The sequence below is a fragment of the Colwellia sp. Arc7-D genome (genome assembly GCF_003061515.1).
Classification (GTDB): Bacteria; Pseudomonadota; Gammaproteobacteria; order Enterobacterales; family Alteromonadaceae; genus Cognaticolwellia.
Genome location: NZ_CP028924.1, coordinates 3,278,597 through 3,295,312, shown reverse-complemented (window position 1 = coordinate 3,295,312; position 16,716 = coordinate 3,278,597). Strand labels below are relative to the sequence as shown.

Annotated in this window: 17 protein-coding genes; 11 read left to right on the top strand and 6 right to left on the bottom strand. The window is 37.3% G+C overall.

Going from position 1 to position 16,716, the window contains the following annotated elements:
- The first annotated feature begins 363 nt into the window (after positions 1 to 363).
- Positions 364 to 1,056, top strand: coding sequence for a cytochrome b/b6 domain-containing protein (locus DBO93_RS14250; protein ID WP_162533796.1), 693 nt, complete (start codon positions 364 to 366; stop codon positions 1,054 to 1,056).
- A gap of 129 nt (positions 1,057 to 1,185) precedes the next feature.
- On the opposite strand, the gene DBO93_RS14245 is transcribed toward DBO93_RS14250, so the two are convergent.
- The 6 genes from DBO93_RS14245 to DBO93_RS14220 form a co-directional block, all read right to left on the bottom strand.
- Entirely contained in the window at positions 1,186 to 1,683 is a 498-nt protein-coding gene (locus DBO93_RS14245) for a cytochrome c (RefSeq protein WP_108456930.1), read from the bottom strand.
- A gap of 317 nt (positions 1,684 to 2,000) precedes the next feature.
- Positions 2,001 to 3,260 carry an AmpG family muropeptide MFS transporter gene (locus DBO93_RS14240; protein ID WP_108456929.1) on the bottom strand — a complete coding sequence of 420 codons (1,260 nt, stop codon included), beginning with the start codon at positions 3,258 to 3,260 and terminating at the stop codon, positions 2,001 to 2,003.
- A 134-nt stretch (positions 3,261 to 3,394) separates the two neighbouring features.
- Positions 3,395 to 3,724 carry a hypothetical protein gene (locus DBO93_RS14235; protein ID WP_108456928.1) on the bottom strand — a complete coding sequence of 110 codons (330 nt, stop codon included), beginning with the start codon at positions 3,722 to 3,724 and terminating at the stop codon, positions 3,395 to 3,397.
- Positions 3,725 to 4,013: 289 nt separating this feature from the next.
- Positions 4,014 to 4,601 carry a peptidylprolyl isomerase gene (locus DBO93_RS14230; protein WP_239059214.1) on the bottom strand — a complete coding sequence of 196 codons (588 nt, stop codon included), beginning with the start codon at positions 4,599 to 4,601 and terminating at the stop codon, positions 4,014 to 4,016.
- A 46-nt stretch (positions 4,602 to 4,647) separates the two neighbouring features.
- On the bottom strand, positions 4,648 to 5,217 hold the full coding sequence (locus DBO93_RS14225; protein ID WP_108456926.1) for a YajG family lipoprotein: 570 nt from the start codon (positions 5,215 to 5,217) through the stop codon (positions 4,648 to 4,650).
- Between the two features lie 30 nt (positions 5,218 to 5,247).
- Complete coding sequence (locus DBO93_RS14220) at positions 5,248 to 6,387, bottom strand: methyltransferase (RefSeq protein WP_108456925.1); 1,140 nt, start codon at positions 6,385 to 6,387, stop codon at positions 5,248 to 5,250.
- A 138-nt stretch (positions 6,388 to 6,525) separates the two neighbouring features.
- Between DBO93_RS14220 and DBO93_RS14215 the strand changes: the two genes are divergently transcribed.
- From DBO93_RS14215 to DBO93_RS14170, 10 genes are all read left to right on the top strand, one after another.
- The gene (locus tag DBO93_RS14215; protein WP_108456924.1) at positions 6,526 to 7,101 is read left to right on the top strand and encodes an alpha-ketoglutarate-dependent dioxygenase AlkB; all 576 of its coding nucleotides are present in this window, start codon (positions 6,526 to 6,528) and stop codon (positions 7,099 to 7,101) included.
- A gap of 137 nt (positions 7,102 to 7,238) precedes the next feature.
- Positions 7,239 to 7,562, top strand: coding sequence for a transcriptional regulator BolA (gene bolA, locus DBO93_RS14210; protein ID WP_108456923.1), 324 nt, complete (start codon positions 7,239 to 7,241; stop codon positions 7,560 to 7,562).
- Between the two features lie 318 nt (positions 7,563 to 7,880).
- A complete protein-coding gene (locus DBO93_RS14205) occupies positions 7,881 to 8,426 on the top strand; it encodes a TRAP transporter small permease subunit (protein WP_108456922.1) in 546 nt (181 codons plus the stop codon).
- Positions 8,426 to 9,808 carry a TRAP transporter large permease subunit gene (locus DBO93_RS14200; RefSeq protein WP_108456921.1) on the top strand — a complete coding sequence of 461 codons (1,383 nt, stop codon included), beginning with the start codon at positions 8,426 to 8,428 and terminating at the stop codon, positions 9,806 to 9,808. Before DBO93_RS14205 ends, DBO93_RS14200 begins: the two co-directional genes overlap by 1 nt.
- 4 nt (positions 9,809 to 9,812) lie before the next feature.
- Positions 9,813 to 10,913 carry a TRAP transporter substrate-binding protein gene (locus DBO93_RS14195; RefSeq protein ID WP_108456920.1) on the top strand — a complete coding sequence of 367 codons (1,101 nt, stop codon included), beginning with the start codon at positions 9,813 to 9,815 and terminating at the stop codon, positions 10,911 to 10,913.
- Positions 10,914 to 11,098: 185 nt separating this feature from the next.
- The gene (fabV, locus tag DBO93_RS14190; RefSeq protein ID WP_108456919.1) at positions 11,099 to 12,289 is read left to right on the top strand and encodes an enoyl-ACP reductase FabV; all 1,191 of its coding nucleotides are present in this window, start codon (positions 11,099 to 11,101) and stop codon (positions 12,287 to 12,289) included.
- Positions 12,290 to 12,778: 489 nt separating this feature from the next.
- Positions 12,779 to 14,116: a Na(+)-translocating NADH-quinone reductase subunit A gene (locus tag DBO93_RS14185; RefSeq protein WP_108457862.1), complete on the top strand. Its 1,338-nt coding sequence runs from the start codon at positions 12,779 to 12,781 to the stop codon at positions 14,114 to 14,116.
- 2 nt (positions 14,117 to 14,118) lie between these two features.
- Positions 14,119 to 15,321, top strand: a complete 1,203-nt coding sequence (locus DBO93_RS14180) for an NADH:ubiquinone reductase (Na(+)-transporting) subunit B (RefSeq protein ID WP_108456918.1) — start codon at positions 14,119 to 14,121, stop codon at positions 15,319 to 15,321.
- Complete coding sequence (locus DBO93_RS14175; RefSeq protein WP_108456917.1) at positions 15,314 to 16,090, top strand: Na(+)-translocating NADH-quinone reductase subunit C; 777 nt, start codon at positions 15,314 to 15,316, stop codon at positions 16,088 to 16,090. The genes DBO93_RS14180 and DBO93_RS14175 overlap by 8 nt, the downstream gene beginning before the upstream one ends.
- Complete coding sequence (locus DBO93_RS14170; protein WP_108456916.1) at positions 16,090 to 16,713, top strand: NADH:ubiquinone reductase (Na(+)-transporting) subunit D; 624 nt, start codon at positions 16,090 to 16,092, stop codon at positions 16,711 to 16,713. The genes DBO93_RS14175 and DBO93_RS14170 overlap by 1 nt, the downstream gene beginning before the upstream one ends.
- Positions 16,714 to 16,716 lie beyond the last annotated feature (3 nt).

The window sequence follows — 16,716 nt, the reverse complement described above, 5'->3', positions numbered from 1 at the left end:
CACAACAATATTAACAAAATAATATTAACAAAATAATATTAACAAAATATTTATAGCTGCGTTTTAGACTGAGTTAATAGCTCAACTTGGAATCGCAGCTATATAATTATGTTAACAAATTGCTGAAACCTTATTTTGTAGTGTAATATTTATACCAACTCCAACTCCAACTCCCACTCCAACGCTTCGTATTACCTTCCTTGCTATTAATCTTTAATAATTTATTAAATAAAATCGCTGACCTACTTTGAACATTGCTATAGTACATTTTTTGAAAAATGTAATGATTAACAGTTTCGGTCACTTAGATGTGTTCGATTGTTTATTTTATTTGGTATGAATGAGTTAAAGAGGGTAAGTGAGATGAAAATAAAAGTGTGGGATCTGCCTATTCGGATCTGTCACTGGTTGTTGGTCATCATTATTGCTTTTCAATTTATCAGTGTAAAAGTATTAGATGAAGAAATGCTAGCCAATGCTACGCAGTGGCATTTTTATGGCGGTTACGCCTGCCTTGCTATCGTCATTTTTAGAATTTTATGGGGAGTATTAGGTACTTACTACGCTAAGTTTAGTCAGTTTGTCATATCACCTATAAAGACCTTACATTACTTACGCGGTAAAGGCTCACAAGATTACATTGGGCATAACCCAATGGGCGCTTATTCTGTTATAGCCTTGTTGTCACTAATACTAGCTCAGGCGATTAGCGGCTTATTTACCACAGATGACATTTTTAATGATGCTCCATACTACGGTGTACTGAATAATTTTTGGCAAGCTATAGCTAATTTTATACATCACAATATAGTTTATGTGCTACTCGGCTTTATTGTTCTGCATATAGGCGTAATTTTGTTTTATAAAATTAAGCACAAAAAACATTTAACAAGTGCAATGATCACCGGTAAGAAAACAGTAAATGAAGCTGTACATTCTCAAGGATCGTTTCCGTGGTTAGGCTTTATAGTCTGTATTGCTATGACAGCGATAACTTTATATTTCATTATTGAAATATGGCCGCCAGTACCTGTTGATGACTATTTTGGTTACTAATGCGCTAGTTCAAGTAGTTTGAAGTACAGCTATAATTGTATTATGGAATTGGCTTTAGCAGACTGAATTTTTAGGGGAAAAGTGCTTTCATTGATTTTACTCATTGAGAGCACTTTTTTTTATAAGCGTTTAATCTTTTTTAAAATCATCATGACAAGATTTACAGCTTGCGCCAACGGCACCGATAGCTTTTTTAAAACTATCTTTTTCATTCTTTTCTCCAACCATTTTTAAGCCATTAGCCGCAGTAACTAAGTCATCTATTTTATTGCTAAAATCTTTATGGTTTGACCAAATGCTGTCTTTAGCATCAGTTTTTATATTAAATTTACTGGTATCCAGCGAAAAGTAGTCATGCATCATTGGTGCTAAAAAAGCTATACGCTCAGCGTTTTTTGTAATCACATCAGCATTCATAGGAATATTACCTTTAGCCATAGCGCCTAAGGGGCCCATATTACTGCGAATTAACTGCAGAACAGACTTACGGTAGGTAATTGCCGTATCAGCTTGTTTTTCATTACTTGCTTGTCTTACTTCTGTTGCTTGTGCGCTAGTGGTTAAGGTTAAAAAGCTTGCTGTTGATATAGCCGCTGTTAATAATATTAGGCTTGGTAAAGTTTTCATGAATTTTCCTTATAGATAAAAATTGTATTTATAACATGAGATAATAATCAGGTATTTGGTGAACTAACTAACCCGAAACATTAGGTGTAGACTATTTAAAAACGATGAGTTATTTATTTTAGCCATTAAATATATTCTATTTAACTAATTCGTTATAAATAACATTAATACAAAAAATGCGATAATTGTACCGTTAAAAGCAAAAATATAACCGAAGCCTTTTAATCCTTCTTTTAGGGTGTAGTTATTACTTTTTAAATACCAATACCAAATAGCGCACATTAATATAGGTACAAGAAAAAATAGTTTGATCATAGTTACGCTATCTCCTGCGTTGCTTGTTTAGTTGGTTCACGCCATGGCGCAACTTTTAATAGCATTAGCATACCCGGTATCGCTAACGCGGTGCATATGAAGTAAAAATTAGTCCAACCTATCTGTTCGACAATCATGCCTGTGGTGGCATTCGCAAATGTTCTGGGTAATGCCGTTAATGCTGTAAATAATGCAAATTGCGTTGCAGCAAATGCAGGGTTAGTTGCTCTAGCAATAAAAGCTGTAAAGGCCGCTGTACCCAGGCCTACGCCCAAGTATTCAAAACCCATTGCAAAAGCTAAGGCGTAAGTATTGTGACCAATTTCAGCTAAAGCAGCAAAACCTAAAATACTGATTATTTGCACAAAACCAAATAACCAAAGGGCTCGATTAATACTCAGCTTAATCATTACTATACCACCAACCGCCAAACCTATGGTCATAGCAATTAATGACGCGGTTTTAGCAACAACACCAATTTCAGTTTTTGTGAAGCCCAAATCAATGAAAAAAGGTGTTTGTAATGCTGTCGCCATACTATCGCCTAGCTTATATAAAAATAAAAAAGCGAGTATTAGCAAGGCTGATTTTATGCCTTCTCTGTTGATAAAGTCTTTAAAGGGCAAGACAACCGCATCTTGTAAAGTTTTTGGCGCTTGTGCGCTATTGTTAAGCTCTTTTATTGTCAGGCTAAGAAAAATACCAATAAACATAAAAGCCGCAACAATAAGGAATACGGCTTGCCAACTGATGTGATCAGCTAGAATAAATGCTAATGAACCGGGTACTAAGCCAGAAAGTCGATAAGCTTGTACGTGAATAGAATTACCTAAACCCAATTCATGCTCAGGTAGAAGTTCACGCCGGTAAGCGTCGAGTACTATATCTTGGCTAGCACTAAAAAATGCAACAGAGGCAGCTAAATAAGCAACACTCCAAATGTTCATTACAGGGTCAACAAACCCAAAACCAGCAATGGAGAAGAGTAAAAGTACTTGGGTAAGTAACATCCAACTGCGGCGTCGACCAAGAACAGGTAAAGAGTACCTGTCCATTAAAGGTGACCAAATAAACTTCCAAACGTACGGAATACCAATTAATGAGAATAAGCCTATTTCAGTCAGGCTGACTCCTTCAGAGCGTAACCAACCCGGCACGAGTTGGTATAAAATAAACAAAGGTAGCCCAGAGCTAAAGCCAGTGAATATACAAATTAGCATGCGACGATTAAATATTGCTTGCTTAAAGGTTGGAGATTGCATTGCTCAAAGCCTAATGAATGCGAGAAGGTAAGCTAATAGGCTATCAAAATGTATTAGTAAACAGAAGTTTAATCTTTGGTAACAGGTAATTAGTTGTTTCCTATAACCTGCTTTTGTAGGCTTATTTCTAGAGGTTATGGCAGCGGTCGCCAACCTATGCAGTCAATAGGGTAACTGCCTGTACCTGAGAAAAAATCTAAGCAGGTAGATATTTCACTTTTGAAGTATAAATCTCGTTCAAGATCATTAGCACTATGAAGGCATAGTTCATGCATTATATGCCAAAACACACGTTCTCTCGCATTACTGGGGGTTTCGTCACTAACACTGAGTAAGGTCCATTCTGCCATCGTATTTTCGACGAAATGGTCGAGTTCAGTATAATGGATAGAATGATTGATAACCGCGGTAATATAGGCCCTGATTTGTGTGATTTTTTCATTGATAAACTGCTCAATTATCATGACATTCCTTATGTAATATTTAGCCAATAAATAATTTAGCGAAGGAAATAAGTTAGTAATAATTTCCGTGTCTTGTTGTTTGTCATTGTTTAGTTATCGTAGAGAAAACTAAAATTGTCAAAGTTAAGACGTAGTGAAATTGTAACTCATATGCGATTCACTGAACCCAACGAGTATTTAGTACTCGATATTTAAGGGGATTTTATTGGCTGTTAATTTTATTATTATTGTTGTTTTTATTATTATTTTTTATATTTGAAATGTTTTATATATATCATGATAAAGCATTTTATAACGCTGGCAATAAACTGGCTTTAATTAACATTATTGGTTCTAAAGGAACATCCTCCCAGCCCATTACATCACTATAGTCTGTTGTTACTAGTGCCATAGCATCTACAACCTCCTGGCCTTCAGTTATAGCGCCAAAAACAGTGTATCCCCATTTTCTGCCAGGATCTAAACTGGTATTGTCATTAACATTAAAAAAGAACTGTCTGTTGGCTGAGTGAGGATGACGCTCTTTCGCCATGGCGATTGTGCCTATTTCATTTTTTAAGCCGTTACCAGACTCATTTACTATGTTTTCATTTACTTTTTTAAGTTCAAAATTTTCGTTATAACCGCCACCTTGAACAATGAATTCAGACACCACACGATGAAAGATTGTGTCGTCATACTCGCCTGAAACAACATAAGTTAAAAAATTATCTACCGTCAACGGAGCACGAATTCTATCAAGTTCAACAATAATTACTCCCATTGAGGTTTCAAGTTTTACCTGTGGAAATAGATTGTCAGGGTCTATCGCTAAGTTCTTGGCATTACAGGTAACTGAAAATAAAAATAAAAATATAACCGAAAAACTTCTCATGATGAAATTCTCTATTTAAGCAAAAGCAGGAAAGTTAACACATTGAAAGCTATTGCATAAACTGCTGTAATTCTTCATTTTGTACTATTTGTGTTAATAACTTCGCGAGTTGTTGATTAAAATCACGCTCTAGTACCGCTAAATCCGCCTTTAGAGGCCCTTTACTCGTGCCCGTTATTTTAAATGTTTTTGTTAACGTACCTTTACTATTATTTATAACCACACGAATATTCATTTGATTACTTGCGCTATATTTCATCATTGATTGTTGAACACTTACCAAAGCATTATCGATAATGATTTCAACTTGATTGGCAGCTGGCGCTTTAATTTGCAAGCCATTAGCTTTTAATGCTGAGCTAAGTGATTTTTCTACGGTGTCAATAATAGGCTGTTGCGGTGAATATAATATTGCAGCTTCACCTGTACGTAAAATTTGTACGATGTGGGGTGAGGTGCGTAAATCACGCAAACCTAATTGCGCTTGTTTTTGTTGGTAGGCGTTACTACTACCAATATTAAGTTCTGGGCTGACAATTACCTGTTTGATTGGCGTACTGCAAGCGATTAATAAAGCTGTTGTACCTAAAAGCATAAACTTAAATAGTGTTGATTTCATATGGATTTCTTCAAGGTTAAGTGTGTCAAGTTAGCGCTTAATTGCCGAAATAGTAACAAACTTATCATTACTAGCTATAAGTGTTTCATTACCAAAAATACGTTTTAATTTAATATGATAACCAAGCTGACGATTACCAATAATGCGTAATTCACCGCCTTTTTTCAATACCCGATGACTATCTTTAAACATCTGCCAAGCGATGTGATCTGTGGTAGCTGTTTGTTGATGAAAGGGTGGATTACACAATACTAAATCAACACTGCCGCCTTCAACACTCGTTAAACAGTCATTTACTTGAAATTGGCACTGCTCAATAGCTGAGGGTAAGTTTTCAGTGATATTTAGTTTTGCTGAGGCAATAGCCATGTATGATTCATCAATAAAGTGCACTTGCGCTTTTGGTTGTTTTGACAACACATGCAAACCAATGACTCCGTTACCACAACCAAGATCAATAACCTGTTTTTCTGCGGCAATCACAGGTAAATTTTCCATAAAATAGCGGGCACCAATATCGAGCTTTTCTCTTGCATAAACATTAGCGTGGTTATGTAAGGTAAAGTCGGTTTTTTCTAATGGCCATGATGTGGGGAAATTAGCCGTTGTTGGTTTGTCATTATTAAGTTCACAAAAAACCAGTCGGGCTTTTTTCACCGCTAGTGATGTTTTTGTTGTCCCTAAATACTGTTCAAACAATTTTAGTGTTGAACTATGAATTTCTTTAGCACGATCACTGGCAATAAAAATAACATCTTTACTGAGGTGTTGTTTTATCTGACTAAGTTGCTGGCAGAGTAGTCCTTTGCCTTTAGGTATTTTATAAAGCACGATGTCTATATCACTTGGCAGCTCCTCTAAGCTGGTAAGCAAAGTGACATCCTGATTCGATAAACCATTTTGCTCTAAATTAAGTGCTATGCCTTGATGGCTTAAAAAAGAGTCATTTACACAGAACAGTTGATGCTCTGTTAAATTACAGGTTATAGCGCCAAAATTATCGTTAAAAATTAGAATTTTTTGTTTTGAGTCACTTAAAGATTGTTGCTCTAAATAACTAATAATATATTCATCTGCTGCATCCCATGCTTGCAAGCTTCGGTTTACCTGTCCGGTGGGAAAACGATCGAGAAAAAGATTTTTGTCGTTGATAATAAAAGGGCTGATCATAGCGATAAATACTTGGTTGGCGTAAAGGATATTGTGTCAAAAATTATCCCTGCGAGCTAGTTAATTGCAAAAATTATCGAGATAATAAGGTTAAATATTACAAAATATACCTCATAGATTAATTAGGAAGCATTTCATTTGAAAATTTACTGTCCAGATGCTGATATTGAGTACATTGAAAATTTTTATTCGAAGCATGACGCAGAAATAATTTTTCAAGACTTAAAGCAAAACTTAGCTTGGCGTCATGATGATATTAAAATGTTTGGAAAAGTAATGAAAATACCCAGATTACAGGCTTGGTATGGTGACAATTATTTAAGTTACCGCTATTCCAATATCACCTTAGTTGCTGAGCCTTGGTCGGTCAGTTTGTTAGCAATTAAAGAAAAAGTTAGTCGTTATTGCCAGCATGACTTTAACGCGGTATTGGCAAACTTATATCGTGATCAACAGGATAGTGTAGGTTGGCATAGTGATAATGAACCTGAGCTGGGTGCATTACCAATCATTGCTTCGTTATCTTTTGGTGCTGAACGAGAGTTTCAACTAAAGCATATTATAACTAAAGAAAAAAAGAGTATTAGTCTTGCACCGGGTAGTTTGTTAATTATGCGAGGTAACACCCAAAAATACTGGCAACACAGTTTACCTAAAAGAGCCAAATCAATTACTAGCCGAGTTAACCTAACCTTTCGTCATATTTGTTTATAAAGTGATTTCTTCATAAAAATATGGGTCTTACATTTAAATAACAAATTACGATGTTACTCGATTAGATAGATGGCATAATTACCAGTAGCGACTAAAATTAAATTGATCCATTAACCGATCAACTTCAGGGAAAAAATATGACAATCGAAGCCGTTATCGAAGAAAAACTACTTTCTGCTTTCTCACCTCTTCACCTCGACGTTATAAATGAAAGTCATCAACATAATGTTGCACCGGGCAGCGAGTCTCATTTTAAAGTTATTATAGTTTCAGAAGAGTTTGAAGGAGAGCGTTTAATTAAGCGCCATCGTGCTATAAATTCAATTTTAGCTGAAGAGCTTGCAGATAAAATTCATGCTCTTGCCCTCCATACGTATACTGAAAAAGAGTGGAAGAGTTATTACGCTGAAAATACACCTTTATCGCCAAAATGCTTAGGGGGAAGTAAAAAAAGCAGTTAATATAATTACTCATAACTATGTAAAGTCAGCTTTTATGTTTAATATAAAAATTAGATACTTACATCCATGTAAACAATATCAATAATACATGGATGTTTAGCACTGGTGATGCAATGGGTGTACGTTCAGTTTTGATATTACAGACAAAAATAAAATAGATTTATATAAGCGTGTTGAGTTTATATAAATGTGAACGTGCAATGACTTCAAGATACAATGACCACTTATGGTGAACATTGTGCATCAGCACTTACAGAGGTAACTTTAGGTAAACTTTGGCAATTAATTTTCAAATAATAATAAAATAAATGGAAAGCTATGTTGTTAACGCTCGCGAATAAATTTGTGCAAACGATTGATACTATCACCGAACTACTGGGTAAAGCTGTTGCTTGGTTGACCCTCCTAATGGTACTGCTAACTTTTAGTATTGTGGTATTAAGGTATGGCTTTAATCTTGGGTGGATTGGCATGCAAGAGTCGGTGCTCTACTTCCATGGCATTGTTTTTATGCTAGGTGCTGCTTACACGTTGAAACACGATGGTCATGTGCGTGTTGATATATTTTATCAAAAATATTCACCTAAACAAAAAGCGCTATTAAATTTGTTTGGTAGCGTAATCTTGTTATTACCTGTTTGTATTTTTATTTTTTTCATCAGTTTAGATTACGTACTGTCGTCATGGAATATTATGGAAAGTTCGCCAGAAGCCGGTGGCTTGCCTCTCGTTTACCTTAACAAATCTCTAATATTGTTATTAGCCATAACCTTATCTTTACAAGGCTTAGCTGAAATAGTGCGTAATATATTAATGCTTAGTGATAACCTACGCGATACTGAAAATCGTACAGGGGCTAAATAATGGAATATATAGCCTTATTAATGTTTGTTGTTGTTTGTGGTGTTCTATTACTGGGCTACCCAGTAGCATTATCGCTTGCTGGAACCGCTTTGTTATTTGCCGGTATTGGTATAAGTGTTGATGTATTCGAAAGTTCTTTTTTATATGCATTACCAAATCGACTTTACGGAGTGCTTAATAACCAAACCTTATTGGCAGTACCACTTTTTATTTTTATGGGGGCTATGCTTGAGCGTTCAAAAATAGCTGAGAATTTGCTCAATGCGATGGCGATGCTGTTTGGTCGATTCAATGTTGGCTTAGCTATTTCAGTGACCTTGGTCGGTATGCTATTAGCAGCAAGCACCGGCATTGTGGGTGCAACAGTAGTTACCATGGGGTTATTATCGTTACCTACCATGCTAAAACGTGGTTACAGCCCTGCATTTTCCTCTGGTATTATTTGTGCAACGGGGACGCTAGGGCAAATAATACCCCCTTCAATTGCCTTGGTATTACTGGGTGATGTTCTCTCAAGTGCTTATCAAAAAGCTCAATTGAGTATGGGGGTTTTTAGCCCAAAAACTGTGTCGGTTGGTGATTTATTTGCTGGTGCGGTTATCCCTGGTTTTATACTCGTCATTCTTTACATTTTATACTGTATTGCTGTCGCTATTTTTAGACCTGACGTGATCCCAAAACAAGCACCGAAATTGCATGGCGAAGAACAACAATCGTTATCTTTAATGCTATTTATTTCAGCGTTGTTACCCCCTTTATTGTTGATGTTTGCGGTGTTGGGTTCGATACTTTTTGGTTACGCAACACCAACCGAAGCTGCCGGCGTTGGTGCAATGGGCTCATTTTTATTAGCGCTATGGAAAAAGCAATTAACCCGAGTTAACCTAAATGCTGTGATGCAAACCACTGTTAAAATTACTTCAATGGTATTTTTAATTTTAATCGGTGCTAGTTTATTCTCGCTGGTATTTAGAGGCTTTGGCGGTGAAGAGTTAGTCCATGGGTTATTTCAACAAATGCCCGGTGGGGTTGTTGGTGCAACTTTGATTGTGATGCTGATAATTTTCCTGCTTGGGTTTATCTTGGACTTTATAGAAATAACGTTTGTTGTGGTGCCAATTGTTGCACCTGTGCTAATGGCAATGGGCCTAGACCCTATTTGGTTAGGAATTATGATAGCCGTTAATCTACAAACGTCCTTTTTAACGCCACCCTTTGGTTTTGCACTCTTTTATTTGCGTGGTGTCGCAGACCAAGCGGTATCGACCGCGGCAATTTATAAAGGCGTTATTCCTTTTATTATTATACAGTTAATATTACTGTGTGCACTAGCCTACTGGCCGAGTTTGGTAACTTGGCTACCTAACGTAATTTACGGATAAAACTATGATAAAAAATACAGTTCGTTCATCTATTTTAATCTGCATTGCGCTATTTACATTAGCTTCTTGTGGCGATAAGCAAAGTAAAGCGAGTACTGAACAAAGTGTTCAACCACAAGAAAAGTTTGCCTGGAAGCTAGTAACCTCTTGGCCAAAGAACTTTCCTGGTTTAGGTATGGCGCCAGAAAAATTTGCCAATTACGTTAATGCTATGAGTAATGGCCGTTTAACGGTAAAGGTTTACGGCGCTGGTGAGTTAGTGCCGGGTTTTGAAGTTTTTGATGCAGTATCGCAAGGTACAGTGCAAATGGGCCACAGTGGTTCGTATTACTGGAAAGGTAAAATACCTGCTTCGCCTATTTTTAGTGCAATTCCGTTTGGTATGACAGCAACAGAGTTTAATGCTTGGCTGCACTACGGTGGTGGCATGGAACTTTGGCAAGAGCTTTACAAACCTTTTGGTATTAAGCCAATGCCTGGTGGTAACTCAGGTGCACAATTTGGTGGTTGGTTTAAAAAAGAAATTAATTCGGTGGCCGATCTACAAGGTTTAAAAATGCGAATTCCAGGACTCGCTGGCGAAGTGCTAAAAAATGCAGGCGCTATTCCAGTTACATTAACGGGAGGAGAGATTTTTTCGGCGCTACAAAGTGGAGCTATTGACGCAACAGAATGGGTTGGGCCTTATAACGATTTAGCTTTTGGTTTTTATCAGGCGGCGGATTATTATTACGCCTCGGTTTGGCATGAGCCCGGCACTGGTTTAGAGTTTTTAGTTAACCAAGAAGCATTTGATGCCTTGCCTGCTGATTTACAAAGCATAGTTGAGATAGCTGCGAATGCGGCAAACGAGTCTACTTTGGCAGAGTATAATGCCCGAAATAATGCGGCTTTAAAAACGTTGATAGAAGAGCACAATGTGCAATTACGTAAATTTCCAGCTGAAGTTATGCAAGCACTTAAGTACCATACAGATGAATTGATCAAAGAGCAGGTAAAAGCCGATAAAGACTTTGCTCGCGTGTGGTTATCGTATAGTGAGTTTTTAGCGTCAATGAAAGAGTACAACAAATTAACATTACAGGCATATTACGAAAATCGTTAATTTTATGAAATATTAAAAAAATATCGAATATTGCCACTGGTCGCACCTCATCATGGTGCAAGCCAGAGTAAACTAGTCGGCAATTTCATTTTATAAATCAATTTTTCACTCGATAATCTTAGATGTGAGCAGTAAGTGTTAGCTTCAACCCTAGATTATTAACGTGATATTAAGAAGGTATAGTTATGGTTATTAAGCCAAAAATTCGTGGTTTTATTTGTACTAACGCTCATCCTGCCGGTTGTGCAGCACATGTAAACGAGCAAATTGCTTATGTTAAAAGTCAGCCACAAGCTGATGCGAAGCCTAAAAACGTATTAGTTATTGGTGCTTCAACAGGTTATGGCTTGTCTTCTCGAATTACTGCAGCTTTTGGTAATAATGCTAAAACATTAGGTATTTTCTTCGAAAAACCACCAACAGAAAAGAAAACAGCTTCTGCTGGTTGGTATAATACCGCGGCGTTTCAAGCTGCCGCAGATAGCGCTGGTATTTGGTCAAAAAATATTAATGGCGATGCTTTCTCTCATGAAATTAAAGCCAAAGCTATTGAAACGATAAAAGCTGAATTAGGTGAAATTGATCTAATCGTATACAGCTTGGCGTCACCACGCCGCACCGATCCTGATACCGGTGAAGTCTATTCATCAACGTTGAAACCTATTGGGCAAAGTGTAACGACCAAGAACTTAAATACCTCTAAACGTATTATTGATTCAGTGTCAGTTGATGCAGCGTCAGAAGAAGAAATTCAGGGTACTATTGATGTGATGGGTGGCGCTGATTGGGAACTTTGGATCAAAGCGCTTGGCGAAGCTGGTGTTTTAGCTAATGGTTTTAAAACAGTTGCTTACACCTATATTGGTAAAGAATTAACTTGGCCGATATACGGACATGCCACGATTGGCCGTGCGAAAGAAGATTTAGATCGCGCATCAGCAGCAATCAAAACAACAACCGCTAATATTAAAGGTGAAGCTTACGTTACTTCGCTTAATGCGGTAGTAACTCAAGCGAGTTCAGCGATTCCAATTATGCCGTTGTACATTTCAGCGATGTTTAAAGTCATGAAAGCTGATGGCACGTATGAAGGTTGTATTGAGCAAATACAGGCCTTATTTAGAGAAAATATATACGGTAAAAATCCAACTATTGATGAAGCAGGTCGTTTACGCCAAAACAATAAAGAGCTTGAAGACAGCGTACAACAACGTGTAACCGATATTTGGAATACCGTTGATAGTGATACAATTGATGAATTAACCGATTATGTTGGTTATCATCAAGAGTTTTTAAAATTGTTTGGATTTGATGTCTCAGGTGTTGATTATGATGCAGATATTAGTCCTGAACTCGCTATCAATAACTTGCTATAAGTTAACTATAATTCTTTATTTATTATTCAATTATCGAATGTAAATAGTTATAAAAAAAACCGACAATTTGTCGGTTTTTTTATGCCAGATTAAGTTATAAATAACGAATGTATTCAACTTTCTAACGTAGTATAAATAGTCAAAACTTAGCTTTAATTTAACCTGTTTCGTCAATAAATTGGGTTAAAAAAGTATATTTTGTTCTATATTTGTTCGAAATAGAGATTATTCGACTAAATTGTTATCTTTTGTGCTGCTTAAGATAGAATCAAAATGTGGTTTTGTGTTAGAATCGCGCCAGAAATTTTAACTAGAGCCAGTGAACCTTAATTTATTCAAACTAAATTAAGATTTTGCTGAAATACACTGAAATCGGTCTTTTATGTTATTAGCTTGCCATTCTTGTTGTGAAACTTTGCAATAAGTTATGTGAAAAGATAACCAATTAATTGATTTTGATTACTCCCATCAAAAGTAGTGCAAGTGTTTATGATTACGATAAAAAAAGGTCTGGATGTTCCTGTAGTAGGTGCCCCCCAGCAGGTAATCCATGATGGTCCGTCCATCAAAACTGTTGCAACATTAGGTGAAGAGTTTGTGGGTATGCGCCCAACCATGTTTGTTAAGGTTGGAGATAGCGTTAAAAAAGGTCAGGCACTTTTTGAAGATAAAAAGAATCCTGGCGTTATATTCACAGCTCAAGCTTCAGGTGTTGTTAAAGAAATAAATCGTGGTGAAAAGCGCGTATTGCAATCTGTTGTCATCGAAATTGGCGGCAATGAGCAAGAAACGTTTACGCAATATGCCGCTAACGAACTCAACTCAATTGCACGTGAAGATGTTGTTTCAAACCTTGTTAAGTCAGGTTTGTGGACTGCGATACGCACACGTCCATTTAGTAAAGTTCCTGCTGTAGATGCAACGCCTGTTGCTGTATTTGTTAGTGCATTGGATACTAATCCTTTGGCTGCTGATCCAGCGGTTATTATTGCTGAGCAAAGTGAAGCCTTCGTTAATGGCTTAACTGTTCTTGCACGCTTAACCGAAGGTGAAGTATTTGTAAGTAAAGCACCAGGTAGTGATATTGCTGTTAATTCAACGACTAAGGTTAATGAATTTGCCGGTAAACATCCTGCGGGCTTAGTTGGCACACACATGCATTTTTTAAAGCCTGTAAATGCTGATAACGTTGCATGGCATGCGGGTTACCAAGATGTTATTGCTATCGGTAAATTATTTACTACCGGTGAGCTAGATAGCAGTCGTGTTATTTCTTTAGCTGGTCCTGCGGCAAAAAATCCTCGCTTAATTCGTACTACTTTAGGTGCTAGTTCTGCTGAGATTATTGCTGATGACAAAATTGATGGTGAAGTACGTGTAGTTTCAGGTTCATTATTACTTGGTTCTGTTGCTTCGGGTGTTCACGGCTATTTAGGTCGTTATCACACGCAAATTTCTCTTATCCTAGAAGGTAGAGAAAAAGAATTTATTGGCTACATGTACCCAGGTCCTAATAAATTTTCAGTTACGCGTGCTTACATGGGCCACTTCTTCCCTAAGAAGTTGTTCAACATGACCACAACAACAAATGGTAGTGCACGCGCTATGGTGCCTATTGGTAATTTCGAACGCGTTATGCCGTTAGATATTTTACCAACAATGTTATTGCGTGATTTATGTGCCGGCGATACAGACGGTGCGCAACAACTTGGTGCTTTAGAGCTTGATGAAGAAGATTTAGCCTTGTGTACATTTGTTTGCCCAGGCAAAACAGATTACGGCGTGATCCTTCGTGATTGCCTAACCACAATTGAGAAGGAAGGTTAGTCATGGGCTTGAAAAAGTTTTTTGAAGATATCGAACCGCAATTTGAAAAAGGCGGTAAATATGAAACTTGGTATGCGCTTTATGAAGCGGTTGCAACTGGCTTATTTACGCCAGGACAAGTAAACAAAGGTCGTACTCACGTACGTGACAGTATTGATCTTAAACGTATCATGATCACAGTTTGGTTAGCGGTTTTCCCTGCCATGTTCTGGGGTATGTATAACATAGGTTTTCAAGCAACTGACGCATTAGCGGCTGGTTATGCTTTACCTGATACGTGGCAAGTTGGTTTGTTTGAAATGTTAGGCGGAAGCTTATCTACAGAATCTGGTTGGTTCAGTATGATGCTTTACGGCGCAACTTTTTTCTTACCTATCTATGCAACAGTCTTTATTGTTGGTGGTTTCTGGGAAGTATTGTTTGCCTCTGTACGCAAACATGAAGTTAACGAAGGTTTCTTTGTTAGTTCAATACTATTCGCTTTAATCCTTCCGGCAACTATTCCGTTATGGCAAGCTGCTATCGGTATTACTTTTGGTATTGTTATTGCCAAAGAAGTATTTGGTGGTACAGGTAAAAACTTCTTAAACCCAGCATTAGCGGGTCGAGCGTTTTTATTCTTTGCATACCCAAGTGAAATATCTGGTGATGCTGTTTGGGTTGCTGCTGATGGTTTCTCTGGTGCAACTGCGCTAAGTGCTGCGAACCAAGGTTTGCTTGAATATACCATTAATGCTGACTGGTGGAATGCATTCTGGGGTTATATCCCTGGCTCTGTTGGTGAAGTATCAACAGCGATGATTTTACTCGGTGGTGCATACATCCTTTATAAAGGTATTGCTTCATGGCGTATCGTTTTAGGTGTGTTTGCCGGTATGGTTGTTATGTCAATGCTATTGAACGCTATTGGTTCTGATACTAATGCAATGTTTGCTATGCCTTGGTACTGGCACTTAGTTACGGGTGGTTTTGCCTTTGGTATGATGTTTATGGCAACTGATCCTGTATCAGCGTCATTTACTAATACTGGTAAATACTGGTTTGGTGCTTTAGTGGGTATCATGGTGGTATTGGTTCGTGTTGTTAACCCAGCATTCCCAGAAGGTATGATGTTAGCTATTTTATTCGCTAACTTGTTTGCACCTCTTTTCGACTACTTTGTTGTTCAAGGGAATATCAAACGGAGGCTTGATCGCAATGTCTGATACTAAAAAGAAAGAAACTTTCGGCAGAACAGTCGGGTTTGTATTTATTGTTTGTTTAGTTTGTGCTGCTTTAGTATCAACTTCTGCAGTGGTTTTAAAACCATTACAAACAGCTAATAAATTGCTTGATAAGCAAACTAAAATTCTTGAAACTGCGGGTTTATTAGAACTTGCAGGTGACGATATCGTTGCTGTTTATAACCAACGTGTTGAAGCAAAAATGATAAGTCTTGAAACAGGTAAAGTTGTTGAAGGTGATGTTAACTCGTTTGATGAACGTGCTGATGCGCGTGACCCAGCTAAGAGTTTTAAACCTGAAAATGATATTGCTAGTTTAAACCGTGTTGCTAAAAATGCCGTGGTTTATCTTGTGAAAGATGAGCAAGGTAAAGTAACAACAATCGTTTTACCGATTGTTGGTTCTGGCTTGTGGGATCTTATGTACGGTTTTGTCGGTTTAGAGTCTGACCTTAATACCGTTAAAAGCGTAATCTATTCTGACCTTAAAGAAACTCCAGGTTTAGGTGCTGAAGTACTTAACCCTAATTGGAAAGCTTTATGGCCAGGTAAGAAAATGTTTGATGAGCAAAACAATATAGCCATTCAAATTGTTAAAGGTGGCGCTAAATCTGGTGATGTTCATGGCGTTGATGCTCTTTCTGGCGCAACATTAACCAGTAACGGTGTTGAAACAACTTTACATTTTTGGCTTGGTGAAGAAGGTTATGGTCCATTCATTACTAACTATCGCGCTGGAGGGTTGAACTAATGGCTACTGATACTAAAAAGGTTTTATTTGGACCGGTTGTTGATAATAACCCTATTGCTTTACAAGTACTTGGTGTTTGTTCTGCGCTAGCCGTAACAAGTTCTATGGCAAACGCTATGGTAATGACCATTGCGGTAATGTTCGTAACAGGCTTTTCGAATTTGTTTATATCACTTATTCGTAATCAAATCCCATCAAGTGTACGTATTATTGTGCAAATGGCGATTATTGCCTCGTTGGTAATTTTAGTTGACCAAGTTTTAAAAGCTTTCTCTTATCAACTATCTAAAGAGTTGTCGATGTTCATTGGTTTGATCATTACTAACTGTATTGTTATGGGTCGTGCTGAAGCTTTTGCTATGAAAGAAAAGCCAGGTGTGAGCTTTTTAGACGGTATTGGTAATGGCTTAGGCTACGGTGCTGTATTGATCATTGTTGCTTTCTTCCGCGAATTATTTGGTTTTGGTACGTTATTTGGTATGGAAGTTTTTACTTTGGTACAAAACGGTGGTTGGTATCAAGGTAATGGTCTACTAGTTTTACCATTTAGCTCATTCTTCATTATCGGTTTAATCATTTGGTCAATTCGCCAGTGGAAACCAGCACAAGTAGAGAAGGACTAAGCA

What these genes read in the sequence shown, in the direction of transcription:
- DBO93_RS14235 (WP_108456928.1), bottom strand. Translation starts at nt 3,724, where the DNA reads ATGATAATTGAGCAGTTTATCAATGAAAAAATCACACAAATCAGGGCC.
- DBO93_RS14245 (WP_108456930.1), bottom strand. Translation starts at nt 1,683, where the DNA reads ATGAAAACTTTACCAAGCCTAATATTATTAACAGCGGCTATATCAACA.
- DBO93_RS14225 (WP_108456926.1), bottom strand. Translation starts at nt 5,217, where the DNA reads ATGAAATCAACACTATTTAAGTTTATGCTTTTAGGTACAACAGCTTTA.
- DBO93_RS14175 (WP_108456917.1), top strand. Translation starts at nt 15,314, where the DNA reads ATGTCTGATACTAAAAAGAAAGAAACTTTCGGCAGAACAGTCGGGTTT.
- DBO93_RS14185 (WP_108457862.1), top strand. Translation starts at nt 12,779, where the DNA reads ATGATTACGATAAAAAAAGGTCTGGATGTTCCTGTAGTAGGTGCCCCC.
- DBO93_RS14205 (WP_108456922.1), top strand. Translation starts at nt 7,881, where the DNA reads ATGTTGTTAACGCTCGCGAATAAATTTGTGCAAACGATTGATACTATC.
- DBO93_RS14170 (WP_108456916.1), top strand. Translation starts at nt 16,090, where the DNA reads ATGGCTACTGATACTAAAAAGGTTTTATTTGGACCGGTTGTTGATAAT.
- bolA (WP_108456923.1), top strand. Translation starts at nt 7,239, where the DNA reads ATGACAATCGAAGCCGTTATCGAAGAAAAACTACTTTCTGCTTTCTCA.
- DBO93_RS14250 (WP_162533796.1), top strand. Translation starts at nt 364, where the DNA reads ATGAAAATAAAAGTGTGGGATCTGCCTATTCGGATCTGTCACTGGTTG.
- DBO93_RS14195 (WP_108456920.1), top strand. Translation starts at nt 9,813, where the DNA reads ATGATAAAAAATACAGTTCGTTCATCTATTTTAATCTGCATTGCGCTA.
- DBO93_RS14200 (WP_108456921.1), top strand. Translation starts at nt 8,426, where the DNA reads ATGGAATATATAGCCTTATTAATGTTTGTTGTTGTTTGTGGTGTTCTA.
- DBO93_RS14220 (WP_108456925.1), bottom strand. Translation starts at nt 6,387, where the DNA reads ATGATCAGCCCTTTTATTATCAACGACAAAAATCTTTTTCTCGATCGT.
- DBO93_RS14240 (WP_108456929.1), bottom strand. Translation starts at nt 3,260, where the DNA reads ATGCAATCTCCAACCTTTAAGCAAGCAATATTTAATCGTCGCATGCTA.
- DBO93_RS14180 (WP_108456918.1), top strand. Translation starts at nt 14,119, where the DNA reads ATGGGCTTGAAAAAGTTTTTTGAAGATATCGAACCGCAATTTGAAAAA.
- fabV (WP_108456919.1), top strand. Translation starts at nt 11,099, where the DNA reads ATGGTTATTAAGCCAAAAATTCGTGGTTTTATTTGTACTAACGCTCAT.